Source organism: Streptomyces sp. NPDC057249 (assembly GCF_042669245.1).
GTDB lineage: Bacteria > Actinomycetota > Actinomycetes > Streptomycetales > Streptomycetaceae > Streptomyces.
Genome location: NZ_JBHUXS010000005.1, coordinates 379,086 through 402,700, shown reverse-complemented (window position 1 = coordinate 402,700; position 23,615 = coordinate 379,086). Strand labels below are relative to the sequence as shown.

Here is a 23,615-nt window from a genome sequence, read left to right as displayed (position 1 = left end):
CCCTGGGGGCGCCGCCTTCCGGGTGGGCGCGGCCGGGGGGGCGGGGCGTCCGCCATTCCCGGCGGCACGCAGTCGGCCGCGGCGTCCGCGGACGCCGCGGCCGGCTCGTACTGCGGGGGTGGGGGCGCTCAGTCGTCCGCGGACTTCTTCAGCGCCTCCATGGCCCGGTCGGTCACATCGGTGACCTTCCCGAGTGCGGAGATGGTGACCACCAGGTTCTGCGCCCGGTAGTAGTCGATGATCGGCTCGGTCTGCGTGTGGTAGACCTCCAGCCGGGTACGCACCGTCTCCTCGGTGTCGTCGTCGCGCTGGTACAGCTCGCCGCCGCAGGTGTCGCAGACGCCCTCGGTCTTCGGCGGGTTGTACGTGAGGTGGAAGACGTGCGCGCTGTCGTTGCGGCAGATGCGGCGACCCGCGATCCGCTTCACGACCTCGTCCTCGGGGACCTCCAGGTCGAGTACGGCGTCCAGCTTCACGCCCTCGTCCTTGAGCATCACGTCCAGGGCTTCGGCCTGGCCCACGTTGCGCGGGAAGCCGTCGAGCAGGAAGCCGTCGACCGCGTCCGGCTGGGACATGCGGTCCTTGGCCATCCCGTTCGTCACCTCGTCCGGCACCAGCTGCCCCGCGTCCATGTAGGCGCGGGCCTGCTTGCCAAGGTCGGTGCCCTGGCTGATGTTGGCGCGGAAGAGGTCGCCCGTGGAGATGTGCGGAATCGACAGGTTCTTGGCAAGGTACGCGGCCTGCGTTCCCTTGCCGGCACCCGGCGGGCCGACGAGGACGATTCGCATCAGCGGAGGAACCCTTCGTAATTGCGCTGCTGGAGCTGACTCTCGATCTGCTTCACGGTCTCCAGACCCACACCCACGATGATGAGGATGCTCGTCCCGCCGAACGGGAAGTTCTGGTTGGCGCCGCCACCGAAGCTTGCCAACGCCATCGTCGGCACCAGAGCGATCAGACCCAGGTACAGCGAGCCCGGCCAAGTGATCCTGTTGAGCACATAGCTCAGGTACTCGGCAGTAGGTCGACCAGCCCGGATACCCGGGATGAAGCCACCATACTTCTTCATGTTGTCGGCCACTTCCTCGGGGTTGAACGAGATCGCCACGTAGAAGAAGGCGAAGAACACGATCAGCAGGAAGTAGACCGTCATGTAGATGGGGTGGTCGCCCTTGGTCAGGTTGTCCTGGATCCAGATCGCCCAGCCCGCCTTGGAGTTGGAGAACTGGACGATCAGGGCGGGGATGTAGAGCAGCGAAGAAGCGAAGATGACGGGGATCACACCCGCCTGGTTCACCTTCAGCGGGATGTAGGTGGAGGTGCCGCCGTACGAGCGGCGTCCGATCATGCGCTTCGCGTACTGCACCGGGACGCGGCGCTGGGCCTGCTCGACGAAGACGACGAGGCCCACCATGACGAAGCCGATGAGGATGACGGCGACGAACTCGATCCAGCCGTCCGCGAGCTTGCCGCTGGTCTTGATGGCCCAGAGGGCGGACGGGAAGGTGGCGGCGATCGAGATGAACATCAGGATCGACATGCCGTTGCCGATGCCGCGGTCGGTGATCAGCTCACCGAGCCACATGACGGCGGCGGTGCCGGCGGTCATCGTGATGACCATCGTGATCGTCGTGAAGAGCGAGTCGTTCGGGACGATCTGGTCGGCGACCGGGCAGCCGCTGAACAGGGCGCCGCTGCGGGCGGTGGCGACCAGGCCGGTGCCCTGGAGGATGGCGAGGGCGACCGTCAGATAACGCGTGTACTGCGTGATCTTCGCCTGGCCGGACTGCCCCTCCTTCTTGAGCGCCTCGAGTCGGGGGATGACCACGGTCAGCAGCTGGAGAATGATGCTGGCCGTGATGTACGGCATGATGCCGAGCGCGAAGATCGTGATCTGCAGTAGCGCACCACCGCTGAACATGTTCACCAGGCCGAAGAGGCTGTTGTTGCCCTTGCTGGCCTGATCAACACAGGTCTGGACGTTCTCGTAGCTCACGCCCGGTACCGGGATGTGGGCCCCGAGGCGGTAGAGCACGATGATGCCGAGAGTGAAGAGCAGCTTCTTGCGCAGGTCGGGCGTCTTGAACGCCCGGGCGAAGCCGGTGAGCACGGTGCCTCCTGCGACCCCCGCGCAGAGCGTAGAGGTGACGGTCTTGAGGATCGACGGATACGTAAAAGCCAAGGGACCCGGACGCGTGCGCCCAGGGGATACCACAGCAACGGACGCCACCTTACCGGCGTACATGCCCCCCTAGGAACGACCAACCGGGGATGCCCCATTTGAGAGGGCATCCCCGGTCGGGTGTTCAGGTCACCGAAGTGTCCGAGTTGTCTCAGACCAGTTCGGTGACGGTACCGCCGGCGGCGGTGATCTTCTCCTTGGCGGAGCCGGAGACGGCGTCAACCGAAACCTGCAGCGCCACGGAGATCTCGCCCTGTCCGAGGACCTTGACGAGGTGGTTGTTGCGCACGGCACCCTTGGCGACCAGGTCGGCCACCGTGACCTCTCCACCCTCGGGGTAGAGCGTCGCGAGCTTGTCCAGGTTCACGACCTGGTACTCCGTGCGGAACGGGTTCTTGAAGCCCTTGAGCTTCGGCAGACGCATGTGGAGGGGCATCTGCCCACCCTCGAAGCGCTGCGGAACCTGGTAGCGGGCCTTGGTGCCCTTGGTGCCACGGCCAGCGGTCTTACCCTTGGACGCCTCACCACGACCCACACGGGTCTTGGCGGTCTTGGCGCCCGGGGCAGGCCGGAGGTCATGGGCCTTCAGCGGCTTGTTCTCCGCCATGTCAGTCGACCTCCTCAACCGTCACGAGGTGGCGGACGGTGTGCACCATGCCGCGGAACTCGGGGCGGTCCTCCTTGACAACCGAGTCGTTCAGGCGCTTGAGCCCGAGCGAACGCAGGGTGTCGCGGTGGTTCTGCTTGCTGCCGATGTACGACTTCGTCTGCGTGATCTTGAGGCGAGCCATTACGCACCCGCTCCCGCACGCGCACGAAGCAGGGCCGCGGGGGCGACGTCCTCGAGGGGCAGACCGCGGCGGGCCGCGATCTCCTCGGGACGCTGCAGGCCCTGGAGGGCCGCCACGGTCGCGTGCACGATGTTGATCGGGTTCGAGGACCCGAGCGACTTCGACAGGATGTCGTGGACGCCGGCGCACTCCAGGACGGCGCGCACCGGACCACCGGCGATCACACCGGTACCCGGGGAAGCCGGCTTGAGCAGGACGACGCCCGCGGCCTTCTCACCCTGGATCGGGTGAGGGATGGTGCCCTGGATACGCGGGACCTTGAAGAAGTTCTTCTTGGCCTCTTCCACGCCCTTGGCGATGGCCGCGGGAACTTCCTTGGCCTTGCCGTAACCGACACCGACGGTGCCGTCACCATCGCCCACCACGACCAGCGCGGTGAAGCTGAAGCGACGACCACCCTTCACAACCTTGGCGACTCGGTTGATCGCGACGACGCGCTCGACGTACGCGGTCTTCTCGGCGGCGGCAGCGCCGCCGTCACGGCCCTTCCGGTCCCGCCGCTCGCCGCCACCGGCACCGCTTCCGCGGCGCTGGGGTCCAGCCATTGGATTTACCTCTCTCTGTTACGTCCGCTGTGCGTAGGAACCGGGGCTAGAACTTCAGCCCGGCTTCACGGGCGGCGTCAGCCAGAGCGGCAATCCGCCCGGCGTACTGGTTACCACCGCGGTCAAACACGACGGCCTCGACGCCTGCGGCCTTGGCACGCTCGGCGACCAGGGCGCCGACCTGCTTGGCCTGGCTGCTCTTGTCGCCCTCGCCACCACGGATGGAGACGTCCAGGGTCGACGCCGACGCGAGCGTGTGGCCCGCGATGTCGTCGATGACCTGGGCCACCATGTGACGGTTGGAACGGGTCACGACCAGGCGCGGACGCTCCGGCGAACCGGAGATGTGCTTGCGGACGCGGATGTGGCGCCGCTTGCGAGCCGCGCGCTTGTACGCGTCGCCCTTGGCGATCTTCACGCCGTATGCCATGGCTACTTACCAGCCTTTCCGACCTTGCGGCGGATGACCTCGCCGGCGTACTTGACGCCCTTGGCCTTGTACGGGTCAGGCTTCCGCAGCTTGCGGATCTTGGCCGCGGTCTCGCCGACCTTCTGCTTGTCGATGCCCTCGACGGTGAACTTCGTGGGGGTCTCCACCTTGAAGGTGATGCCCTCCGGGGCCTCGATCAGGATCGGGTGGCTGTAGCCCAGGGCGAACTCCAGGTTGGAGCCCTTCGCCTGGACGCGGTAACCGACACCGCTGATCTCGAGCGCCTTGATGTACCCCTGGGTCACACCGGTGATCATGTTCGCCACCAGCGTGCGGGACAGGCCGTGCAGGGCCTTGTTCTGACGCTCGTCGTTCGGGCGGACGACGTTCAGGACGCCGTCCTCACCCTTGGTGACCTCGATCGGAGACGCAACGGTGTGCGTGAGGGTGCCCTTGGGGCCCTTCACGTTGACCGTACGGCCGTCGATGGTGACGTCCACACCGGCGGGAACCTGGATGGGGAGCTTGCCGATTCGCGACATGAGCTATTCCTCCGTTCCCGACTACCAGACGTAGGCGAGGACTTCCCCACCTACGCCCTTCTTCTGAGCCTGCTGGCCGGTCAGGAGACCGTGGGACGTGGAGATGATCGCCACGCCCAGGCCGCCGAGGACCTTCGGCAGGTTGGTGGACTTTGCGTAGACACGCAGACCCGGCTTCGAGATGCGCTTGATGCCGGCGATCGAGCGCTCGCGGTTCGGGCCGAACTTCAGCTGGAGGACGAGGTTCTTGCCGACCTCGGCGTCCTCGACCTTCCAGCCGGTGATGAAGCCCTCCTGCTGGAGGATCTCCGCGATGTGCGACTTGATCTTGCTGTGCGGCATCACGACGTCGTCGTGATACGCCGAGTTCGCGTTGCGCAGACGCGTGAGCATGTCTGCGATGGGATCAGTCATGGTCATGAGTTGGCCTTCGGCCTCTCTCGCCGGGGTTTCCTGTATGCGCCATCCCTCTCCCCGCTCAGAGGCGGGACGGGTGCGGTGCGGGGACCTACGGCGTAGTAAGTCGGTCATGGGCGGCAGGCGCCCAACCCTGCAAGCCTACGGCATGCGGGGCCGGGCTCCTGCCGACCAGATGCTTACCGAGAGTCTCCGGTGATTCCCAACGCCCAGAGGGCGGAGGGGAATTACCAGGAGCTCTTGGTCACGCCCGGCAGCTCGCCACGGTGAGCCATCTCACGAAGGCACACGCGGCACAGGCCGAACTTGCGGTAGACGGAGTGGGGCCGGCCGCAGCGCTGGCACCGGGTGTAACCCCGGACGCCGAACTTCGGCTTGCGGGCGGCCTTAGCGATCAGAGCCTTCTTCGCCACGGTCAGTTCTCCTTGAACGGGAAGCCGAGGTGACGAAGGAGGGCACGACCCTCGTCGTCATTGGTCGCCGTGGTGACCACGGTGATGTCCATGCCCCGGACCCGGTCGATCTTGTCCTGGTCGATCTCGTGGAACATGACCTGCTCCGTGAGACCGAAGGTGTAGTTGCCACGGCCGTCGAACTGCTTGGGCGACAGGCCGCGGAAGTCACGGATACGCGGCAGCGCGAGCGACAGCGTACGGTCCAGGAACTCCCACATGCGGTCACCGCGGAGGGTGACGTGGCAGCCGATCGGCTGCCCCTCGCGCAGCTTGAACTGCGCGATCGACTTGCGGGCCTTGGTGACGGCCGGCTTCTGACCGGTGATCGTGGTGAGGTCCTTGACCGCACCGTCGATCAGCTTGGAGTCGCGGGCGGCGTCGCCCACACCCATGTTGACCACGATCTTGACCAGACCGGGGATCTGCATGACGTTCTCGTAGGAGAACTCCTCACGCAGCTTGCCGGCGATTTCCTCGCGGTAGCGCGTCTTGAGACGCGGCGCGGTGGTGGTAGTCATCAGATGTCCTCACCGGTGCGCTTGGCAACACGGATCTTGTTGCCCTCGTCGTCAAAGCGGTAGCCGACGCGGGTAACGACCTTGTTGCCGTCCTTCTCAACAACCAGCTGCACGTTGCTGACGTGGATCGGGGCCTCGGTCGTCACGATGCCACCGGTCTGCGAACCGCGAGCGGTCTGGCCGGCCTTGGTGTGCTTCTTGACCCGGTTGACACCCTCGACGAGGACGCGGTCCTGAGCGGGGTAGGCCACGATGACCTTGCCCTGCTTGCCCTTGTCCTTACCGGTGATGACCTGTACCAGGTCGCCCTTCTTGATCTTCATGCTTACAGCACCTCCGGCGCGAGCGAGATGATCTTCATGAACTTCTTCTCGCGCAGCTCACGGCCCACCGGGCCGAAGATACGGGTGCCGCGGGGGTCGCCGTCGTTCTTCAGAATGACGGCGGCGTTCTCGTCGAAGCGGATGTACGAGCCATCCTGGCGACGACGCTCCTTGACGGTGCGAACGATGACCGCCTTGACGACGTCACCCTTCTTCACGTTGCCACCGGGGATCGCGTCCTTGACGGTGGCGACGATGACGTCACCGATGCCCGCGTAGCGGCGACCCGAGCCACCGAGAACACGGATGGTGAGAATTTCCTTCGCACCCGTGTTGTCGGCGACGCGCAGTCGCGACTCCTGCTGGATCACGTCTATCTCCTGATCGTCTGCCGGTTCCCGGCAGGGGCCCCGCTAACGGGCGCCCCTGCCGAGCCTGGCGGAACTGACCTGAGGGGAAGTCCCCTCAGGAATTACTTGGCCTTCTCGAGGATCTCGACGATGCGCCACCGCTTGGTGGCGGACAGCGGCCGGGTCTCCATCAGGAGGACGCGGTCGCCGACACCGGCGGAGTTCTGCTCGTCGTGGGCCTTGAGCTTGTTCGTACGGCGGATGACCTTGCCGTACAGCGCGTGCTTCACGCGGTCCTCGACGGCGACGACGACGGTCTTGTCCATCTTGTCGCTGACGACGAGGCCCTCGCGGGTCTTGCGGAAGCCGCGCTCGGTCTTGGTCTCAGTCACAGTGTTCTCGCTCATCAGACGCTCTCCACCGTTTCGATGCCCAGCTCGCGCTCGCGCATCAGGGTGTAGATCCGGGCGATGTCCTTACGGACGGACTTGAGCCGACCGTGGTTCTCGAGCTGGCCCGTCGCCGCCTGGAAGCGGAGGTTGAACAGCTCTTCCTTGGCCTCGCGGAGCTTGTTGAGGAGCTCCTCGTTGCCCAGCTCGCGCAGCTCGGACGCCTTGGTACCGGCCGACATCACGCTTCACCTGCCTCGCGCTTGACGATCCGGCACTTCATCGGCAGCTTGTGGGCCGCACGAGTCAGCGCCTCACGGGCGATCTTCTCGTTGGGGTACGACAGCTCGAACATGACGCGTCCGGGCTTGACGTTGGCGATCCACCACTCCGGGGAACCCTTACCGGAACCCATGCGGGTCTCGGCAGGCTTCTTGGTGAGGGGACGGTCCGGGTAGATGTTGATCCAGACCTTGCCGCCACGCTTGATGTGACGCGTCATGGCGATACGAGCGGACTCGATCTGACGGTTCGTCACGTACGCCGGGGTCAGCGCCTGGATGCCGTACTCGCCGAACGCAACCTGCGTGCCACCCTTGGACATGCCGCTGCGCTTCGGGTGGTGCTGCTTGCGGTGCTTGACCCTACGGGGGATCAGCATTTCGGTCAGGCCTCCGTTCCGGTGCTCTCAGCAGCCGGAGCAGCGGCGGTCGCCTCGGCCTTGGGGGCCTCGGCGGCCGGAGCCGACTGCTGCGGCTTGCGGCCGCGGCCGCCACGCTCGCCACCGCGGCCACCGCGGCCGGCCGGGCGGTCAGCGCCGCCACGGGCCGGGCGGTTGCCCGCACGGGCAGCAGCGTTCTCGGCGCGGACCTCGGCGATGTTCTTGACGTCGCCCTTGTAGATCCAGACCTTCACGCCGATGCGGCCGAAGGTCGTCTTGGCCTCGAAGAAGCCGTAGTCGACGTTCGCGCGGAGCGTGTGCAGGGGCACACGGCCCTCGCGGTAGAACTCCGAGCGGGACATCTCGGCGCCGCCGAGGCGGCCACCGCACTGGACCTTGATGCCCTTGGCGCCGGCCTTCATCGTGCTCTGCATGCTCTTGCGCATGGCACGACGGAAGGAGACGCGGGAGGAGAGCTGCTCGGCGACGGCCTGGGCCACCAGCTGAGCGTCCACCTCGGGGTTCTTGACCTCGAGGATGTTCAGCTGGACCTGCTTGCCGGTCAGCTTCTCCAGCTCGCCGCGGATGCGGTCGGCCTCGGCGCCGCGGCGGCCGATGACGATGCCCGGGCGAGCGGTGTGGATGTCGACGCGGACGCGGTCGCGGGTGCGCTCGATCTCAACCTTCGAGATGCCGGCGCGCTCCATGCCCTTCGTCATCATGCGACGAATGGCGACGTCTTCCTTGACGTAGTCCTTGTACAGCTTGTCGGCGTACCAGCGGGACTTGAAGTCCGTGGTGATGCCGAGCCGGAACCCGTGCGGGTTTACCTTCTGGCCCATTACCGGGTTCCTTCCTTGCTGCTGACGACCACGGTGATGTGGCTGGTCCGCTTACGGATCCGGTAGGCACGGCCCTGGGCACGCGGACGGAACCGCTTCAGGGTCGGGCCCTCATCCACGTACGCCTCGCTGATGACCAGCGAAGAGGCGTCGGTGTGGTCGTAGTTGTGTGCGGCGTTGGCAATGGCGCTGTCCAGCACCTTGCCGACCGGCACGCTCGCGGCCTGCGGGGCGAAACGCAGGACCGCCTGAGCCTCCGTGGCGTCCATGCCACGGATGAGGTCCACCACGCGGCGGGCCTTCATGGGCGTGACGCGGATGTACCGCGCCTGGGCCCTGGCTTCCATGGTTGTCCCTTCGGTGTAAGTCATAGTCAGTCACCCCGCGTTAGCGGCGCTTCGACTTCCGGTCGTCCTTGACGTGGCCGCGGAAGGTGCGAGTCGGCGAGAACTCGCCGAGCTTGTGGCCGACCATCGACTCGGTGACGAACACCGGGACGTGGATCTTGCCGTTGTGCACCGCGATGGTGTGACCCAGCATGGCCGGGACGATCATCGAGCGACGGGACCAGGTCTTGATGACGTTCTTGGTGCCTGCCTCGTTCTGTGCGTCCACCTTCTTGGCGAGGTGGCCGTCGACGAAGGGCCCCTTCTTGAGACTGCGCGGCATCTAAACCCGCTCCTAGCGCTTCTTGTTCGTCTTGCGGCGGCGGACGATGTACTTGTTCGACGCCTTCTTGGGCGAACGAGTACGACCTTCCTTCTTACCCCACGGCGAAACCGGGTGACGGCCACCGGAGGTCTTGCCCTCACCACCACCGTGCGGGTGGTCGACCGGGTTCATGACGACACCACGGACGGTCGGGCGGACGCCCTTCCACCGCATGCGGCCGGCCTTGCCCCAGTTGATGTTCGACTGCTCGGCGTTGCCGACCTCGCCGATGGTGGCGCGGCAGCGGGCGTCGACCAGGCGGATCTCACCCGACGGCATACGAAGGTGGGCCATGGTGCCCTCCTTCGCCAGCAGCTGCACGGAGGCACCCGCGGAGCGGGCGAACTTCGCGCCGCCGCCGGGCCGCAGCTCGATGGCGTGGATGGTCGTACCGACCGGGATGTTGCGCAGCGCCAGGTTGTTGCCGGGCTTGATGTCGGCGGCCGGGCCGTTCTCGACACGGTCGCCCTGCGTCAGGCCACGCGGCGCGATGATGTAGCGCTTCTCGCCGTCCGCGTAGTGCAGGAGCGCGATGCGCGCGGTGCGGTTGGGGTCGTACTCGATGTGCGCGACCTTGGCCGGCACGCCGTCCTTGTCGTGACGACGGAAGTCGATCACGCGGTAGGCGCGCTTGTGGCCACCACCCTGGTGGCGAACGGTCACACGACCGGTGTTGTTACGGCCGCCCTTGTTGTGCAGGGGGCGGACCAGCGACTTCTCCGGCGTGGACCGCGTGATCTCGACAAAGTCGGCGACGCTGGAGCCACGACGGCCCGGGGTCGTCGGCTTGTACTTGCGGATACCCATTTCTCAGTCCTCGTCCGATTCCGGACGACTCGGCCTCACTAGGAGGTCGGGCCGCCGAAGATGTCGATACGGTCGCCCTCAGCGAGGGTCACGATGGCGCGCTTGGTGTCGGCGCGCTTGCCGAAACCGGTGCGGGTGCGCTTGCGCTTGCCCTGGCGGTTGATCGTGTTGACCCCGGTGACCTTGACCGAGAAGACCGCCTCGACGGCCTGCTTGATCTGGGTCTTGTTGGAGCCCGGCGCGACGATGAACGTGTACTTGTTCTCGTCGAGCAGCGCGTAGCTCTTCTCCGAGACAACCGGCTTGACGAGAACGTCGCGCGGGTCGTCGTAGGTCTTGCTGGTAACGGTCGCCTCGCTCATCAGGCGTCGCTCCCTTCGGTCTCAGCGGTCTGGGGGCCAGACACGAAGGACTCGAAGGCGGCCTGGGTGAAGACCACGTCGTCAGAGACGATCACGTCGTACGTGTTCAGCTGGCCCGGCTCCAGGATGTGCACCTGGGGCAGGTTGCGTGCGGAGAGCCACGCGGCCTCGTCGTTGCGGTCGACGACCAGGAGCAGGTTCTTGCGCTCCGAGATCTTGCCGAACAGCGTCTTGGCGGCCTTCGTGGAGATCCCACCCTCGACCACGCCGGTGACGACGTGGATGCGGGAGTGACGCGCCCGGTCGGAGAGGGCACCGCGGAGGGCGGCGGCCTTCATCTTCTTCGGGGTGCGCTGCGAGTAGTCACGCGGCTGCGGGCCGTGGACGACGCCACCGCCGACGAACTGCGGCGCACGGGTCGAACCCTGGCGCGCGCGGCCGGTGCCCTTCTGGCGGTACGGCTTGCGCCCACCACCGCGGACCTCGCCACGGGACTTGGTCTTGTGCGTGCCCTGACGGGCAGCTGCCAGCTGTGCGACGACGACCTGGTGGATCAGCGGAACGCTGGTCTTCGCGTCGAAGATCTCCGCGGGGAGCTCGACGGTACCGGCCTTGTCGCCTGCCGGCGAAAGGATGTCAATGGTGCTCATTACCTCAAGCCCCCTTGGCCGCGGTACGGACCAGGACGAGGCCGCCGTTCGGACCGGGGACCGCGCCCTTGATGAGCAGCAGACCCTTCTCCGCGTCAACCGCGTGGATGGTCAGGTTCTGGGTGGTGACGCGCTCGTTACCCATCCGACCGGCCATGCGCATGCCCTTGAAGACACGCCCAGGGGTGGCGCAGCCACCGATCGAACCGGGGGAACGGTGCTTGCGCTGCACGCCGTGACCGGCGCCGAGGCCCCGGAAGTTGTGACGCTTCATGACACCGGCGAAGCCCTTGCCCTTGCTCTTGCCCGTGACGTCGACCTTGACGCCGGACTCGAACACCTCGGCATTGATCTCCTGGCCGAGCGTGTACTCGCTCGCGTCAGGGGTGCGGATCTCCACCAGGTGGCGGCGCGGGGTGACGTCGGCCTTGGCGAAGTGACCCTTGAGGGGCTTGTTCACCTTGCGCGGGTCGATCTCGCCGAAGGCGATCTGCACCGACTCGTAGCCGTCGCTGTCGTTCGTACGGACCTGCGTCACGACGCACGGACCGGCCTTGACGACGGTCACCGGGACGACCCGGTTGTTCTCGTCCCAGACCTGGGTCATGCCGAGCTTCTCGCCCAGGACGCCCTTGATGTTCTTGCTCATCTCGGCCGTCCCCTCAGAGCTTGATCTCGATGTCGACGCCCGCCGGCAGGTCGAGGCGCATCAGCGAGTCAACCGTCTTCGGCGTGGGGTCGAGGATGTCGATGAGGCGCTTGTGCGTGCGCATCTCGAAGTGCTCGCGAGAGTCCTTGTACTTGTGCGGCGACTTGATGACGCAGTACACGTTCTTCTCAGTGGGCAGCGGCACCGGGCCCGCGACCGACGCACCAGTGCGGGTCACCGTCTCGACGATCTTCTTCGCCGAGGAGTCGATGACCTCGTGGTCGTAGGCCTTGAGCCGGATGCGGATCTTCTGTCCCGCCATGGCTACTAGTAGTCCTGTCTCTCGTTTAACGCTCTGGAACCCGGGGTTCGGTAACTCCGCCTCCGACCCACGCGGTCGGGCGTGTCGCATCCCCTCTACGCAGAAATCCCGAAGGATTTCCCAACCAAGGGGGTGCGGGCCGAATACCACGCTGCCGGGGGTGAAACCCCACCGGGTGCCTGGCCGGTGCCCCACTTACGCTTCCCGGAAGATTCCCGTACGTCCGGCCCGCATGGGGCCGACGAGTACTGTGGGACTCGCTTCCGGTCCTCCCGGCGGGAGGCGCGCAGCATTGACACTCAACCGAGCAACCTGGCTAGTGTGCCATACGGGCTGCGAGCCTGGCCAATCGGGCCGGGGATCTTACCCCGGCCGAGTGGATGCTCAAACGCGGGCGCGCATCGGGGGGCCTCGCGTCGCCCTCGGCTCAGGTGCGGGTGGTCGTTCCGCAGCGGCCGTCTTCCGGCACCCCCAAGGAGCGGTGGCGGTCGTACGGGTCCACGGCGGGGCCGTCGGCGGGGGCACCGGAGTGGGGGCCGTCCTCGAATTCCGGGTGGTAGTACCCGTCGTACACCCCGCACGCGGTGTTGCCGACCTCGCTGGTGCGCCAGCCCAGGTTGAGCTTGCCCCGGGTCACCAGCCACCGGGCCGGATCCATCAGGGAAGCCTTCACGTCCCGGCGGACGATCGTCCGCGTCACGGAGCCGCCTCCGCCGGCCCGTACCAGCGGGTAGACGAACGTGTAGTCCGCGTGCACCCGCACCTCGCCCTGCTTCCCCGCGCCGAACGTCATCCGCCCCCGCACCCGGACCACGTCACCGGCCGGCGCCACCTCGTCCGGGTCGAAGCGGGTGACCAGGTCCAGCGGGTCGTGCCTCTCGTCCGGGTCGCGCAGGGAGCGCCGCAGCTCCGGCAGCGTGTCCCAGTCCTTCGGGTCGAGCAGGGCCATCGCGGCCGTGGGCTCACCGCCGCGCAGCACGGCCGGGTCCAGATTGGTGCCGACCAGGAACTCCTTGGTCAGGCGCAGGGCGAGCGCCACGTCCGCCTCGCTCATCCCGCCCACCGCCTTCGCCTCCGGCAGCACGATGGCGTCGGCCCCGGAGGCCCACCGCTCGGCGGGCGACCCCCGGAACGGGTGCGCGCGGTCGGGCAGCCCCGCCCGGGCCGCCGGGGCGGCGTCCGGCCGCGCGGTCTCGGCGGGCAGCGGCGAGGCGTCGGCGCGGTGCCCGGGCAGCCGGTCCAGCAGCAGCGCCGGCCGTACGGCGACCAGGGCGACCCCCGCCACCAGCGCCAGTACGGACACCGTGCGCACCGTCCGGAGCCGGCCCCGCCGCCCGTTCAGCTCCTGCCAGGCGGGACCGGTGCGCCAGCCCGGCGGGAGCACCGGCTCCGGCGCCTGCTTCCGCCGCCACAGCCGCCGGTGCCCCGCCCCCGGCCCCTCGCCGGGTCGGTCGCCGGGATGCTCGGGGGGTATGACGGTGCTCATGGGCGGCTCTTCCGCTGGGAGGGGGATTCAGGGTACGGGGCGGCGCGCAGGCCGGGGCAGTCGCCTTCGGCCCCCGGCGCTCAGGTCATCGTCACGGGGCCAGGTCGGCCGGATGTGTTCCCGGGGGCTCCTCGAAGCGGCCGTACGCCTCCAGGCGCGTGCCCGCGCCGCCCAGCCACGTACCGTCGTGGGGCTCGAAGGCGATCGGTACCTCGCTGTCGGTCTCGGCGATGAACGGCATCTCGACGGTGTCCCGGACGAAGGTGTGCAGGAACGCGGCGAAGCCCCCGTCGAAGAAGGCGAGGTCCGACCCGCGGCCCGGACGGCCCGCGACGGTCCAGGAATCCGGGGCGTCCTCGGACGTGACCCAGTACAAGCCGTCACCGCCCGTGGTGAAGCCCCAGGGCAGCCAGCCGCCCGGCTCCGGGAACAACGGCACACGAGGCGCCGCACCGGTGAGCCGGGCGCGCACTCGGGCACCCTCGTGCGCCGCGGAGAGGTGCGCGGCCAGCTCCGTGTTGCTGTTCTCGACGCCGGGCACGCACACGATCAGATAGTCGTCGAAGCCGCCGGGGCCGAACCAGTACACATACTCCTTGTAGTCCGCCGGCAGCCGCGTACCGACAGCAGCTTCGGCGCGGTCCCAGTCCACCTGGAAGCGACGGGGAGCGGTGAGCCCGGCGTCACGGGCCAGGTGCTCGATGCTCACGGTGTGCCTCCAGCGGCGGGTGGAAGGCCGTTCGGCGTGTTGTACACGGTCCAGTGCGAGAAGGACCCCTTATTGCCCAGAGCGTATAGGTCGATGGTCTTGGGCACGGGATTGCCACCGTCGTACTGCGGGATGGAGGCGTAGAAGATCTTCTCCCCCGCGTCGAGCCTCGCGCGCACGGTCTCCTCATAGGTGACCATCACCTCGGAGTTGGCGGCGTTGTACATCTTGACCAGGTTGCGCCGGTCCCGGCCGTTGCCGCCCAGCTGCCTCCCCACGAGGTGTCCACGTGCCCAGCCACGGGCGCCGTCGAGGTGCTGCCAGCCGGCCGGGTTGGTGCGGTCCGTGCCACGGCCTCGTGCGGTGTCGCCGCCCATGATCTCCGTTTCCTTGTTCGGATCGGCCTTCCTGCCCCGCCCTCGGTAGTCGACGGCATCGGCACCCAAGCAGGCGACGGCTCCCGTGGCCCGGTTTCCGTTCGCGGAGTCGAGCGGCATGTAGTAGATGGAGGACGTGTTGCCGCCGCGCATGCAGTTGCCCGGCTGATCGTTCCACCCGGCCAGGAAGTTCTTGAACTCCTCGCGGAACTCCGCGTTGTCCTTAAGGGTCGGGAAGTACTTGAAGTACCTGCGCAGTTCCTTGTCGGTGAGCCCGAGGTCCTTCTGCGCCCGGGTGAAGGCGTCGTCGACGAACTTCTGGTGCTCCTCGTCGACGGCGGCGTCCGCGGTCGGCCGTGCCGTCTCGGTGGACAGCGCGTCCTTGATCAGCTCGTCCCACGGCGGCGGGGGCGGAGGCGGCGGGGGGCCCTGTTCGACGAAGCAGTTCCAGACGCAGGGGCCGGTGCCTCCGACGCCGATGGCTCCGCCGCCGTAGCCGCCGCCGTATCCACTGCCACCGCCGGAGCTGGAACCGTTGCCGTTGCGACTGCCGCGGTTCGCCCGGGCGGCGGCACGGGCCTGCGCCTCCGCCTGCGCCCGGATCGCGCCCGACAGGTTCGGGAACAGGGAGGTGTAGCCTCCCGGACCGCTCTCCGTACGGTGGGTCTTCTGGCTGCCGAACAGGTTGCGGATGCCCCTCCAGAACAGGCCGGCGCCCCGCTTCTCGTTGTCCCAGGACTGCTTCCAGCTACTGCCCTGGGTCCAGCTCGCGCCCTGCGACTGCTTGGCGCCGGTCCCCGCGCCCGTCGCGACGGCCGTCGCCAACAGCGCCACCGAGAAGCCGATCGCGACGCAGACACCGAAGCAGTGTCCGCTCGGGTCCGTGTTGCCCAGCGGGTCACCGCCGCCGTACCCGTACCGGTTCGCGTTGACGGACGGCACCGGGTTCAGCGTCCAGGAGTCGCGGGAGGAGAAGCCGCCGTTCGCCGGGTCGTACCAGCGGGCGTGCATGTTCACCTGCCCGGTGTCCGGGTCGGTGTACTCGCCCTGGTAGCCGAGCGGGGCAGCCGCCCCCGACCGCGCCGTGATCTCGCCGAACGGGGAGTAGCCCGTCGAGCCGCCCACGGCACCCGTGGCCGCGTCCACGGCGGCGGTCACGTCGCCGTGCAGCGCGTCCGACAGCAGCACGCTCGCGTCGGTGCCGTCGGCGGCGGCCGAGGACACCGCCTCGCCCACGGGGTCGCGGAAGACCAGGCCCGCGGCCGTGGCGACGGGGTTGTTGGACTGGTCGGCGTAGGCCAGGCTCTGACCGTCCCGGGTGACCAGACGGCCCAGCGCGTCGTACGCGTACGCCGTGCCGTCCGCGGAGATCATCCGGCCCAGCGCGTCGAACGTCGCCGCGTGCGTACCGCTCCCGTCCGTGCTGCCGGTGCGGGTGCCACGCGCCGAGTACGTGTACGTGGTGTCCCCGGCCGCCAGCAGCCGGTTGCGCTCGTCGTATGTCGCTGTCACGCCGTCCGCGCCGGTGCGGTTGCCCGCCGCGTCCCAGATGTAGTCGGTGACCGTGCCGTTGACACCGGTCCAGCTGGTGATGCGGCCCGCCCAGTCGTAGCCGTAGGACTGGGTGCCCGAGCCGGCCGTTCCCGTTGTCGTCTTCCCGGTGAGGCGGGACGCCTTGTCGTAGGTGTACGCCGTAGACGCGGTCGTGGTGCCGGCCGGGGACTTCACCTCGTCCGAGGCGGGGCGGTCCAGGGCGTCGTAGGCCAGCGAGCGGGTGGCGCCCGTGCCGCCGTACGCCACCGACGTCAGGCGCGAGGCCCTGTCGTATCCGTACGTCACCGTCGACTGCGTCAGGGGGTCGGCGGCCGTCTTCAGCCGGCCGGCGGTGTCGTAGCCGAAGGTGGCCCGGCCCGCCGCGTCCGTGCGGGTGGTGAGGCGGCCCTCCTCGTCGTAGCCGAAGGTCGCCGTGCCGGAGGGGCCGTCCGCCGACAGCAGGCCGCCGCGGTCGTCGTAGCTGTAGGTGTCCGTGCCGCCGGGCGCGCTCGCCGAGGTGAGACGGCCGGCCGCGTCGTAGCCGAAGGTGTCCGGGGTGGTGGCAGCCTCGGCGCCGGAGCCCGTGGCCTCGGTCAGCCGGCCCAGCGCGTCGAACGTGCGCCGCACCGTGACGCCGCCCGGCTGGAGCTCCTTCACCGGCTGGTCGGCCGCGTCGTACGACGTGGTCCAGGTGCGGTCGGCCAGGTCGGGGTGGGCGGTGGTGGACGGCGCCACCACCGACTCCAGCGATCCGTGGCTGGTGAAGTCGTACCAGGTGGTGTTGTTCCGGCCGTCGGTGAGGCGGGTGCGGTGACCGGTCGCGTCGTAGCCGTACGTCGTCGTGACCGACGTGCCGGCATCGACCGGCTCGACCAGCCGTGTCAGACGGCCCAGTGCGTCGAACGTCTGCGTGACCGTGTGGCCCAGCGCGTCCGTCACCCCGGTCGGGTTGCCGTCCGGGTCGTAGGTGGAGCTCGACGTTCGCAGGACGGTGCCCGCGCTGTCCTCGTCCGTGACCCCGGTCGCCCGGCCCGCCGCGTCGTACGTCGTGCGGGTGGTCCGGCCCTGCGGGGTCGTCACCGTCACGGGCAGGCCGGTGGGACCGTAGCCGTAGGCCGTGACGCCGCCCGCGGTGTCCGTGGCGGTGAGCGGGTCGCCCGCCGTGTTGTACGTCCCGGTCGTCGTCAGGCCGGTCGGGCTCTTCGTCGACCTCAGGTTGCCGGCGTCGTCGTAACCGAGGGTCGTGGTGAACGCGCCCTGCGCCGGGCGGCGTTCGATCTTCGTGGCCGTGACCTGGCGGCCGAGGTCGTCGTACGTCGCCTCGGTGCGGGCACCGGTGGGACCGGTGGCCGACAGTTGCTCGCCCAGCAGGTCGTAGGTGAACGTGGAGACCGGGTGGGCGGCGCCGTCCGAGGGGGCCGGCTCTTCCACCCCGGCGAGGTTGCCCAGCTGGTCGTAGGTGTACGTCGTGATCCTGCCGAGGGCGTCGGTCTCGCTCGCCAGGTCGCCCGCCTCGTTGTAACTGCGGGAGACCTTGCTGGTCAGCGCGGTCGTGGCGCCTGCCGGGGTGTAGGACGGCAGGGTGGTGCCGGTCGCGCGGCCCAGGCGGTCGTACGTGGTGTGCGTGACGCGGCCGTCCGGGTCGCGGACATCCGCCGTCTCGCCGAAGGCGTTGTAGCCGACGGTGGTGGTCGGGCGGACGGTCGCCGCCGGGTCCTGCCGGGTCTCGGCGGTCACCGGGGCCGCGCGCGTCCCGGTCGGGCGGCCAAGGGCGTCGTAGCTGTAGTCCGTGGTGTACGCGGCCGGGTCGGCACCGGCGGCGTTGCCGCGCGGGGAGGTCTCCGAGACCGCGAGACCCCGGTCGTCGACCGTGTACGTGGTGACCAGGTCGTCGGCGCCGTTCTCGACGGTCTGCCGGGTGACCGCGCCGGTGACGTCACGCTCGAAGGTGACCCGTTCGGTGCGGGTGCCGCCCGCACCGGTGGACGTCCGGGTGAGCACGTCACCCGCGGCGTCATACGTGTAGGCGGTGCGGCGCGCCAGGCCCGACGGGTCCAGGACCGCCGCGGTGGTGCGGCCGGCGGCGTCGATCTCGTAGGCGGTGGTGACCTTGCCGTTGCCCGTGGTCTCGCCGACCAGGTGGCCCGCCGCGTCGTACGTGCGGTCGCTCAGCACCAGGTCTCGGGTCGAGCCGTCCGGGTCGTGGAAGCCGACCAGGGTCTCCGCGGCCTGGAGCCCGTCGTCGTAGTACGTGGTACGGGTGGTGCGGCCCATCGCGTCGGTGTGCTCGGCCAGGCGGCCTGCCGGGTCGTACGCGTAGGAGTCCAGCACCACGTCCTGCCCGGTGGACGGGTCGTTCGGGTCGCCCGTGTAGCCGGCGAGCGTCATCGTCGCCAGCTGACCGAGCGCGGTGTACGTGTACCGGAACGTGCCCCGGCCGGGCATCGTGCGGCTGGTCTGGTGGCCGTAGGCGTCGTACTCGTACGTCTCCCGGCCGCCCTCGGGCCCGGTGAGGGTGGCGGGCCGGCCGTGGGCGTCGTAGGTGCGCTCGGTGGTGCGGGTGGCGGCGCCGCCGAGGAGGTCGGCCACCGACTCCGTCAGGACCCGGCCGTCCTCGTCGTAGGTGTAGGTGGTGCGCGCCTGCTGGTCGGTGCCGGTGACCTCGTTGGTGGTGACCGGGCCGGTGGCCGTGGTCGGACGGGACTCCCCGTCGTAGACCGTGGTGGTGTTCACCCCGTCCGGGTAGGCGTCCGAGACCACCGTGCTGCCGGTCTCGCGTCCCAGCGCGTCATAGGAGTACGTGTCGGCGACGCCCGCCGGATCGGTCACCCGCGCCAGGTCGCCCGCCGCGGTGTAGGCCCGCTCGGTCACCCCGCCCCGGGCGTCCGTCGTGTCGGCGAGCAGGCCCGCCGGGACCGTGCCGCCGCCCACCGCGGGCTCGGTGCCGTCGGTGAAGGTGGAGGACTCGGTGCGGCCGGAGGGGAAGTCCGGGGTGGCCGGGGTGGTGGTGGAGACCCGGTCGCCGTGGCTGTCGTAGCCGTACGTCGTCTTGTACGTGTCGTCGGTCGCGTTCGCCGAGCGCGCGTCGCGCACCGCGGTGAGCTGGTCGTTGCGGGGGTCGAGCGGGTCGTCGGCGTTGAGGTAGTAGCTGTAGTAGGAGGTGTGGCAGGTGTCTTCGTCGGCGGCGTCCCGGCAGGTGGTCTGGGAGATCTTGTTGCCGCGATCGTCGTTGCCGAAGCGGGTGACGATGCCGTCGGGGCCGGTGGTGGCGGCCAGGAAGCCGCCGGTGTCGTAGGCGAAGGTGCCGGTGTGGCCCGCCGTGTCCTTCTGGCTGATGAGGCGGTTGCCCTGAAGCGGGTCGTAGGTGTACGCGGACGTGCGCTTCTGGGGGTCGGTGACCGTGACGGTGAGGGTGCTGGTCCCGGCGGTGGCGGCCTGGTCGTCGGTGGCGGGCTTGGCGTCGGTCCCGGTCGCCGCGAGGTCGGAGAGCGTGTAGCCGCCTCCGTTCGCGTCGGTGTACGAGGACACCCGGTCGTGCACGGTGTCGTACGCGACCGCCGAGTGCACGCGGCCGCTGGGCAGGGTCACCCCGGTGAGCTGCTGGGCGACCTGGGCGGCGGCGTGGTGCTGGGCGATGGTGCTCGCGCCGAGGGGGCGGCTGTAGACGGCCGCCTCGTCGATGTCGCCGGTGAGGTGGCCGATCGTGCCGGTGGTGGCGGGCCAGCCGTTCCAGTAGCCGGCGCCGAGGTAGACGAAGCGCTGGTCGTACTGGGTGATGTCGCCGCTGAGGCTGCCGGCCTTCTTGCCGTCGAGGTAGAGCGTCTGCGTGTTGCCGGCGGCGGTGAGGGCCGCGTGGTGCCAAGTGCCGTCGTTGACGGTGGTGGCCGAGGTGATGGGGGCGGCCTTGCCGTTCCAGAACTCGCCGCGCAGCTTTCCGTCGGTGCCGACGTAGAGGGCGGGGGTGTTCTTGCCGGTGGTGGCCTCTTCGAGGGTGTGGTCCTGGTAGCTGAGCAGGACGCCGCTGCCGGTGGTGCGGAACCACAGTTCGGCGGTGAGGTACGGGGTGTCGGAGATCAGCTGGTCCGGCAGCTGCACGTAGGACGTGGTGCCGTTGAAGGTGGCGGCGGTGTCGGTGCTGCCCTTGAGCGCGCCGGGGGTGCCGAGCTGGACGTCCTGGTACGTCGCGGCGTGCTCGTCGCGGTCGAGCGGGAGGTCGCTCGCGGCGTCGGTGGCGCCGTCCTTCTCGTCCAGGCGCCAGTACGAGAACGGTCCGGCGTCGTGGACCACGGTGCGGTGGTGCGAGCCGTCGCCGTAGCCGTAGGCGGTGCAGTGCCCGGTGGTGTCCTCGGGCCCGCAGACCTCGGTCAGCCGGTCGCCGTCGTAGGTGTACGTCCAGGTCAGCGGGTCGGCGCCGGTCGCCGGGGCGTCGGTGGTGACCGTCTTGACGTGGCCGCCGGACCAGGTGAGGTGCAGGGCGCGTCCACCGGTCGCGGTGACGGTGGTCAGCTCGCCGGAGGTGTTGTACGTGAGGGTCTGGGCGCGGTCGCGGTAGTCGGTGACCCGGGTGAGGCGCCCGTCGCCGTCGAAGACGTACGAGGTCTGGTCCTTGTCGGTCAGCGTCCAGCCGCCTCCGGTGACGGAGGTGAGGGTGGAGAAGCTGCCGTAAGGGGGTGCGTAGCTGCCGTCGGGGTTCTTGCCGAAGCGGACCTGTCGACCCGTGGGCAGGGTGGCGACGACGTTGCCGGTCCCGTCCCCGTCGGGGGCGATCCGCATGTCGTAGCGGGTGGTCCAGCCGGCCCCGAAGGCGTTGTCGGAGCGCGGGTCGCGGCTGTTGTAGGTGCGGGCCACGGTCAGGCCGGGGCCGGTCGTGGCGACGGTGGCGTCGGTGTCGGTGGTCGTGTAGTTGCCGATGCCGGGGTCGACCTCGCGGCCGTCGCCGGCCGGTCCCTGACCCCCGAGGTGCGAGGTGATCGCGGGCTGCTCGACGGCGGTAGTGAAGGTGTAGAAGGGGCTGAGCGCGGTCGCCAGGCCGTTCTCGCGGGCCTTGACGCGCCAGATGTACTGCTTGCCCCAGGTCAGCTCGGAGGCGGGGACGTTCCAGGTCCGCTTGGCCTGCCAGCCGGAGTTGACGCAGTCCGTGGGCGTGGCCGCCGTGCCCGAGCAGACCTCGAAGTAGTGGTCGATCGCGGCGCCGGCCGGGTAATGGTCGACGGTCTCGGTGTCCATGAACAGCGTCGGGGTGAGGCTGCCGACCTGTCCGCCGGGGTGCGGGTAGACGTCGGTGACGCGAGGGCCGATGTCCTGGGAGGTGACGGTGACGGTGGCGACGGGGACGCTCTCGGTGGAGAACCACTTCTGGTCGCGCAGCCGCTGCACGTCGAAGTTGAGTTTGTACTTGCCCGGAGGGAGCGGGGGTATCCGGGCGCTCAGTGTCGAGTCGTCGCCCGGCGTCAGGCGCTCGTTGAGGCGGGTGAACGCCTTCTGCTCCATGAGGGCGCCGGTGCTGTAGTTGCGGACGCGGGTGCCGAGGCGGACCTCGTTCCAGCCCTGCGGCTCCCAGGTGAAGTCGCCGAGGTTCTTGACGGTGACGTTCACTTCACCGCTCTGGCCGCCGGTCAGCGGGGCGGTCTGGGACCCGACGGTGTACTGCGCGCCGTAGGCGCTGTGGGTGACGCTGAGGTACGGCTTGTTGGCCGAGTTGGCGCTGCCGAAGCGCTTCCAGGGGCCGGAGCTCTCGAAGTCGGCCCAGATCGCGAGGCCGTTGTTGGTGATCGAGCCGTCGACCCAGCCCTGGACGAGGTCGACGCCCTTGTTGCCGAGGTCGATGGTCCGCCACTTCGAGCCGCCGCAGTTCTCGCCGTACGCGAACGAGTCGGTGGCGACCAGGTGGTCCAGGCTCGGCGGGCGGTTGTTCCAGGTGACCGTGGTGGAACTCCACGAGCCGGTGACCTGGTTGACCGTCATCTTCTGGGCGCTGCAGCTGGAGGACCAGACGTTGAACAGGCCCAGGTCGGCGTTGAGGATGTACCGGTTCTTGAGCTTGCTGGTGACGTTGTTGAACCGCATATAGCTGATGGCGCGGTTGGTGCCGCCGTCGTAGCTGCCGATCTTCAGCTCGTCGTCGCCGGCGAAGTTGCTGTCCGGCCAGGAGTCCTGGACGAAGGCGTCACCGTTGCTGTCGATGTCGTCCACGCTCGGGTCGACCTTGACCGGGTAGACGCGCTCCGGCGCGTCGAGCCACGCGTCGTCCAGTTCGACCTTCAGCGACCAGTGGCCGTCCTGCTCGGTGAGGGCGTAGTCGACGTCGCCGGAGAGGGCGGGGCCGCCGGTCTCCGGGTCGTGCGAGGAGTCCTCCATCCAGCCCTTGGGGATGACGGCCTGGGCGGCGCCGTCCGCGTCCTTCAGGAGGACCGCGCCGTGCTCGTCCAGGGAGGGGGTGAGCCCGTCGAGGGCGAGCGGGAACGTCCAGACGTGCGGCGCGTCGGACGAGTCGAGGACGAGGGTCTCCTTGACCGCGCCGTGCGTCGCCTGAAGGGTCACGTCCGCGCCCGGCCGGATACCGGCGTAGTGCGCGGTGTCGCCGTCGACCCGCGCGGTGGTGTCCGACGCGCCGTCGAGCCCGAAGCCGACCGCGTGCTCGCCCTCGTCCAGGGTCAGCCGGGCCAGGGCCGGGTCGTCGCCCTGCGGGGCGAGCGTGAGTCCGGTGTCGTCGGAGGCGGCGGCGAGCCGGTCGCCGTCCGCCTTCGCGGCCTCGGGGGCGCCCTTGGCCTGGTCGGCCGGGACCAGCGAGGTGTCGATGTCCTGCCAGGTCCCGGCGGCGTCCTCGTAGTGCACGGGCTCGGTGTAGACCCGGGTGGTGCGGGTGCCGTCGGGGTTGCCGAACTCCTTGGACGTGGCCGTCCGTTCAGCGGGTATCTCGATGCTCTTGTCCGGGTCGTAGCCGGTCGCGCCGTCCGCGTCGGCGGTCTCGGTTCCCGGTTCGAGGGCGGTCTGCGCCGCCTCCGGCTCGACCGTCGTGAACCCGTTGCCCCCGTCGTGCAGCGGCAGGGCGCCGTCACCGGCCTCCAAGTCCGCCGGGTCCAGGTCGTTGCCGCCGGTGGCGTCGGTGCGGGCGGCGGCGACCTCGTGGTCGCGGCCCGCCGCGGTGCCGGTGCGCTGGGCGGGCGGCTCGGTGTCGGACCAGGGCGCGGCGGCGTCGGCGGCGCGCGCGAACGGCGTCAGGGCGGGGGCCGGCAGCAGAGTCGCGCCGAGCGCCAGGAACACACTGCCGGCCGTCAGGGCGGCGGCGCGCGAGGAACGCCACCGGAGGGGGTGCCGGAAGACCGCATGCGGACGGGGGCGGGGGCGGCTGGGCACGGAACTCCTTCAAACCGAAGACCGACCGCCCACCCATGGGGAGCGATCGGCCGGAAGCAGGGAGCCGGGGCCGGGCGAAGATCAGGGGACCTCGGCGGCGTACACGTTAAGTGATCAACGGACGCCTGAACCATGGCCATGACAACGG

At 69.2% G+C, this 23,615-nt stretch carries 26 protein-coding genes; all 26 read right to left on the bottom strand.

Annotated features, from left to right (window positions below; translation table 11 throughout):
• Positions 1-128: 128 nt before the first annotated feature.
• On the bottom strand, positions 129-788 hold the full coding sequence (locus ACFUJY_RS12635; RefSeq protein ID WP_383298023.1) for an adenylate kinase: 660 nt from the start codon (positions 786-788) through the stop codon (positions 129-131).
• Positions 788-2,110: a preprotein translocase subunit SecY gene (secY, locus tag ACFUJY_RS12630; RefSeq protein WP_383298022.1), complete on the bottom strand. Its 1,323-nt coding sequence runs from the start codon at positions 2,108-2,110 to the stop codon at positions 788-790. Before secY ends, ACFUJY_RS12635 begins: the two co-directional genes overlap by 1 nt.
• A 223-nt stretch (positions 2,111-2,333) precedes the next feature.
• Positions 2,334-2,789 (bottom strand): 50S ribosomal protein L15, encoded by a 456-nt coding sequence (rplO, locus tag ACFUJY_RS12625; RefSeq protein ID WP_018101215.1) that lies wholly within the window; start codon positions 2,787-2,789, stop codon positions 2,334-2,336.
• Position 2,790: 1 nt separating this feature from the next.
• Entirely contained in the window at positions 2,791-2,973 is a 183-nt protein-coding gene (gene rpmD / locus ACFUJY_RS12620; RefSeq protein ID WP_003966943.1) for a 50S ribosomal protein L30, read from the bottom strand.
• Positions 2,973-3,578: a 30S ribosomal protein S5 gene (gene rpsE / locus ACFUJY_RS12615; protein ID WP_018101216.1), complete on the bottom strand. Its 606-nt coding sequence runs from the start codon at positions 3,576-3,578 to the stop codon at positions 2,973-2,975. The genes rpmD and rpsE overlap by 1 nt, the downstream gene beginning before the upstream one ends.
• Positions 3,579-3,624: 46 nt before the next feature.
• The gene (gene rplR / locus ACFUJY_RS12610) at positions 3,625-4,008 is read right to left on the bottom strand and encodes a 50S ribosomal protein L18 (RefSeq protein WP_111337428.1); all 384 of its coding nucleotides are present in this window, start codon (positions 4,006-4,008) and stop codon (positions 3,625-3,627) included.
• Between the two features lie 2 nt (positions 4,009-4,010).
• Complete coding sequence (rplF, locus tag ACFUJY_RS12605) at positions 4,011-4,550, bottom strand: 50S ribosomal protein L6 (protein ID WP_018101218.1); 540 nt, start codon at positions 4,548-4,550, stop codon at positions 4,011-4,013.
• Positions 4,551-4,571: 21 nt separating this feature from the next.
• Positions 4,572-4,970 carry a 30S ribosomal protein S8 gene (gene rpsH / locus ACFUJY_RS12600; protein WP_018101219.1) on the bottom strand — a complete coding sequence of 133 codons (399 nt, stop codon included), beginning with the start codon at positions 4,968-4,970 and terminating at the stop codon, positions 4,572-4,574.
• 224 nt (positions 4,971-5,194) lie between these two features.
• Complete coding sequence (locus ACFUJY_RS12595; RefSeq protein WP_003948630.1) at positions 5,195-5,380, bottom strand: type Z 30S ribosomal protein S14; 186 nt, start codon at positions 5,378-5,380, stop codon at positions 5,195-5,197.
• A gap of 2 nt (positions 5,381-5,382) precedes the next feature.
• On the bottom strand, positions 5,383-5,940 hold the full coding sequence (rplE, locus tag ACFUJY_RS12590) for a 50S ribosomal protein L5 (RefSeq protein WP_018101220.1): 558 nt from the start codon (positions 5,938-5,940) through the stop codon (positions 5,383-5,385).
• Positions 5,940-6,263, bottom strand: a complete 324-nt coding sequence (gene rplX / locus ACFUJY_RS12585; protein ID WP_003966949.1) for a 50S ribosomal protein L24 — start codon at positions 6,261-6,263, stop codon at positions 5,940-5,942. Before rplX ends, rplE begins: the two co-directional genes overlap by 1 nt.
• Positions 6,264-6,265: 2 nt before the next feature.
• Positions 6,266-6,634, bottom strand: coding sequence for a 50S ribosomal protein L14 (gene rplN / locus ACFUJY_RS12580; RefSeq protein ID WP_003966950.1), 369 nt, complete (start codon positions 6,632-6,634; stop codon positions 6,266-6,268).
• 101 nt (positions 6,635-6,735) lie between these two features.
• Complete coding sequence (gene rpsQ / locus ACFUJY_RS12575) at positions 6,736-7,020, bottom strand: 30S ribosomal protein S17 (protein WP_136317111.1); 285 nt, start codon at positions 7,018-7,020, stop codon at positions 6,736-6,738.
• Complete coding sequence (rpmC, locus tag ACFUJY_RS12570; protein ID WP_014047786.1) at positions 7,020-7,244, bottom strand: 50S ribosomal protein L29; 225 nt, start codon at positions 7,242-7,244, stop codon at positions 7,020-7,022. Before rpmC ends, rpsQ begins: the two co-directional genes overlap by 1 nt.
• On the bottom strand, positions 7,244-7,663 hold the full coding sequence (rplP, locus tag ACFUJY_RS12565) for a 50S ribosomal protein L16 (RefSeq protein ID WP_018101222.1): 420 nt from the start codon (positions 7,661-7,663) through the stop codon (positions 7,244-7,246). Before rplP ends, rpmC begins: the two co-directional genes overlap by 1 nt.
• A gap of 5 nt (positions 7,664-7,668) precedes the next feature.
• Positions 7,669-8,505, bottom strand: a complete 837-nt coding sequence (gene rpsC, locus ACFUJY_RS12560) for a 30S ribosomal protein S3 (protein ID WP_018101223.1) — start codon at positions 8,503-8,505, stop codon at positions 7,669-7,671.
• A complete protein-coding gene (gene rplV / locus ACFUJY_RS12555; RefSeq protein ID WP_004571827.1) occupies positions 8,505-8,852 on the bottom strand; it encodes a 50S ribosomal protein L22 in 348 nt (115 codons plus the stop codon). Before rplV ends, rpsC begins: the two co-directional genes overlap by 1 nt.
• 40 nt (positions 8,853-8,892) lie before the next feature.
• Complete coding sequence (rpsS, locus tag ACFUJY_RS12550; RefSeq protein WP_073964433.1) at positions 8,893-9,174, bottom strand: 30S ribosomal protein S19; 282 nt, start codon at positions 9,172-9,174, stop codon at positions 8,893-8,895.
• 12 nt (positions 9,175-9,186) lie between these two features.
• Positions 9,187-10,023: a 50S ribosomal protein L2 gene (gene rplB / locus ACFUJY_RS12545; protein ID WP_073964434.1), complete on the bottom strand. Its 837-nt coding sequence runs from the start codon at positions 10,021-10,023 to the stop codon at positions 9,187-9,189.
• A 38-nt stretch (positions 10,024-10,061) separates the two neighbouring features.
• Positions 10,062-10,385 carry a 50S ribosomal protein L23 gene (gene rplW / locus ACFUJY_RS12540; RefSeq protein ID WP_111337412.1) on the bottom strand — a complete coding sequence of 108 codons (324 nt, stop codon included), beginning with the start codon at positions 10,383-10,385 and terminating at the stop codon, positions 10,062-10,064.
• Positions 10,385-11,035 (bottom strand): 50S ribosomal protein L4, encoded by a 651-nt coding sequence (gene rplD, locus ACFUJY_RS12535; RefSeq protein WP_111337409.1) that lies wholly within the window; start codon positions 11,033-11,035, stop codon positions 10,385-10,387. Before rplD ends, rplW begins: the two co-directional genes overlap by 1 nt.
• Before the next feature lie 4 nt (positions 11,036-11,039).
• A complete protein-coding gene (rplC, locus tag ACFUJY_RS12530) occupies positions 11,040-11,684 on the bottom strand; it encodes a 50S ribosomal protein L3 (RefSeq protein WP_018101228.1) in 645 nt (214 codons plus the stop codon).
• 13 nt (positions 11,685-11,697) lie between these two features.
• On the bottom strand, positions 11,698-12,006 hold the full coding sequence (gene rpsJ, locus ACFUJY_RS12525; protein WP_003948644.1) for a 30S ribosomal protein S10: 309 nt from the start codon (positions 12,004-12,006) through the stop codon (positions 11,698-11,700).
• A 427-nt stretch (positions 12,007-12,433) separates the two neighbouring features.
• Positions 12,434-13,492: a hypothetical protein gene (locus ACFUJY_RS12520; protein WP_383298016.1), complete on the bottom strand. Its 1,059-nt coding sequence runs from the start codon at positions 13,490-13,492 to the stop codon at positions 12,434-12,436.
• A gap of 91 nt (positions 13,493-13,583) precedes the next feature.
• The gene (locus ACFUJY_RS12515) at positions 13,584-14,201 is read right to left on the bottom strand and encodes a hypothetical protein (protein WP_383298014.1); all 618 of its coding nucleotides are present in this window, start codon (positions 14,199-14,201) and stop codon (positions 13,584-13,586) included.
• Positions 14,198-23,467: a DNRLRE domain-containing protein gene (locus ACFUJY_RS12510; RefSeq protein WP_383298012.1), complete on the bottom strand. Its 9,270-nt coding sequence runs from the start codon at positions 23,465-23,467 to the stop codon at positions 14,198-14,200. Before ACFUJY_RS12510 ends, ACFUJY_RS12515 begins: the two co-directional genes overlap by 4 nt.
• Between the last annotated feature and the right edge of the window lie 148 nt (positions 23,468-23,615).

What these genes read in the sequence shown, in the direction of transcription:
- ACFUJY_RS12635 (WP_383298023.1), bottom strand. Translation starts at nt 788, where the DNA reads ATGCGAATCGTCCTCGTCGGCCCGCCGGGTGCCGGCAAGGGAACGCAG.
- rplO (WP_018101215.1), bottom strand. Translation starts at nt 2,789, where the DNA reads ATGGCGGAGAACAAGCCGCTGAAGGCCCATGACCTCCGGCCTGCCCCG.
- rpmD (WP_003966943.1), bottom strand. Translation starts at nt 2,973, where the DNA reads ATGGCTCGCCTCAAGATCACGCAGACGAAGTCGTACATCGGCAGCAAG.
- rpsE (WP_018101216.1), bottom strand. Translation starts at nt 3,578, where the DNA reads ATGGCTGGACCCCAGCGCCGCGGAAGCGGTGCCGGTGGCGGCGAGCGG.
- rplR (WP_111337428.1), bottom strand. Translation starts at nt 4,008, where the DNA reads ATGGCATACGGCGTGAAGATCGCCAAGGGCGACGCGTACAAGCGCGCG.
- rplF (WP_018101218.1), bottom strand. Translation starts at nt 4,550, where the DNA reads ATGTCGCGAATCGGCAAGCTCCCCATCCAGGTTCCCGCCGGTGTGGAC.
- rpsH (WP_018101219.1), bottom strand. Translation starts at nt 4,970, where the DNA reads ATGACCATGACTGATCCCATCGCAGACATGCTCACGCGTCTGCGCAAC.
- rplE (WP_018101220.1), bottom strand. Translation starts at nt 5,940, where the DNA reads ATGACTACCACCACCGCGCCGCGTCTCAAGACGCGCTACCGCGAGGAA.
- rplX (WP_003966949.1), bottom strand. Translation starts at nt 6,263, where the DNA reads ATGAAGATCAAGAAGGGCGACCTGGTACAGGTCATCACCGGTAAGGAC.
- rpsQ (WP_136317111.1), bottom strand. Translation starts at nt 7,020, where the DNA reads ATGAGCGAGAACACTGTGACTGAGACCAAGACCGAGCGCGGCTTCCGC.
- rpmC (WP_014047786.1), bottom strand. Translation starts at nt 7,244, where the DNA reads ATGTCGGCCGGTACCAAGGCGTCCGAGCTGCGCGAGCTGGGCAACGAG.
- rplP (WP_018101222.1), bottom strand. Translation starts at nt 7,663, where the DNA reads ATGCTGATCCCCCGTAGGGTCAAGCACCGCAAGCAGCACCACCCGAAG.
- rpsC (WP_018101223.1), bottom strand. Translation starts at nt 8,505, where the DNA reads ATGGGCCAGAAGGTAAACCCGCACGGGTTCCGGCTCGGCATCACCACG.
- rplV (WP_004571827.1), bottom strand. Translation starts at nt 8,852, where the DNA reads ATGGAAGCCAGGGCCCAGGCGCGGTACATCCGCGTCACGCCCATGAAG.
- rpsS (WP_073964433.1), bottom strand. Translation starts at nt 9,174, where the DNA reads ATGCCGCGCAGTCTCAAGAAGGGGCCCTTCGTCGACGGCCACCTCGCC.
- rplB (WP_073964434.1), bottom strand. Translation starts at nt 10,023, where the DNA reads ATGGGTATCCGCAAGTACAAGCCGACGACCCCGGGCCGTCGTGGCTCC.
- rplW (WP_111337412.1), bottom strand. Translation starts at nt 10,385, where the DNA reads ATGAGCGAGGCGACCGTTACCAGCAAGACCTACGACGACCCGCGCGAC.
- rplD (WP_111337409.1), bottom strand. Translation starts at nt 11,035, where the DNA reads ATGAGCACCATTGACATCCTTTCGCCGGCAGGCGACAAGGCCGGTACC.
- rplC (WP_018101228.1), bottom strand. Translation starts at nt 11,684, where the DNA reads ATGAGCAAGAACATCAAGGGCGTCCTGGGCGAGAAGCTCGGCATGACC.
- rpsJ (WP_003948644.1), bottom strand. Translation starts at nt 12,006, where the DNA reads ATGGCGGGACAGAAGATCCGCATCCGGCTCAAGGCCTACGACCACGAG.
- ACFUJY_RS12520 (WP_383298016.1), bottom strand. Translation starts at nt 13,492, where the DNA reads ATGAGCACCGTCATACCCCCCGAGCATCCCGGCGACCGACCCGGCGAG.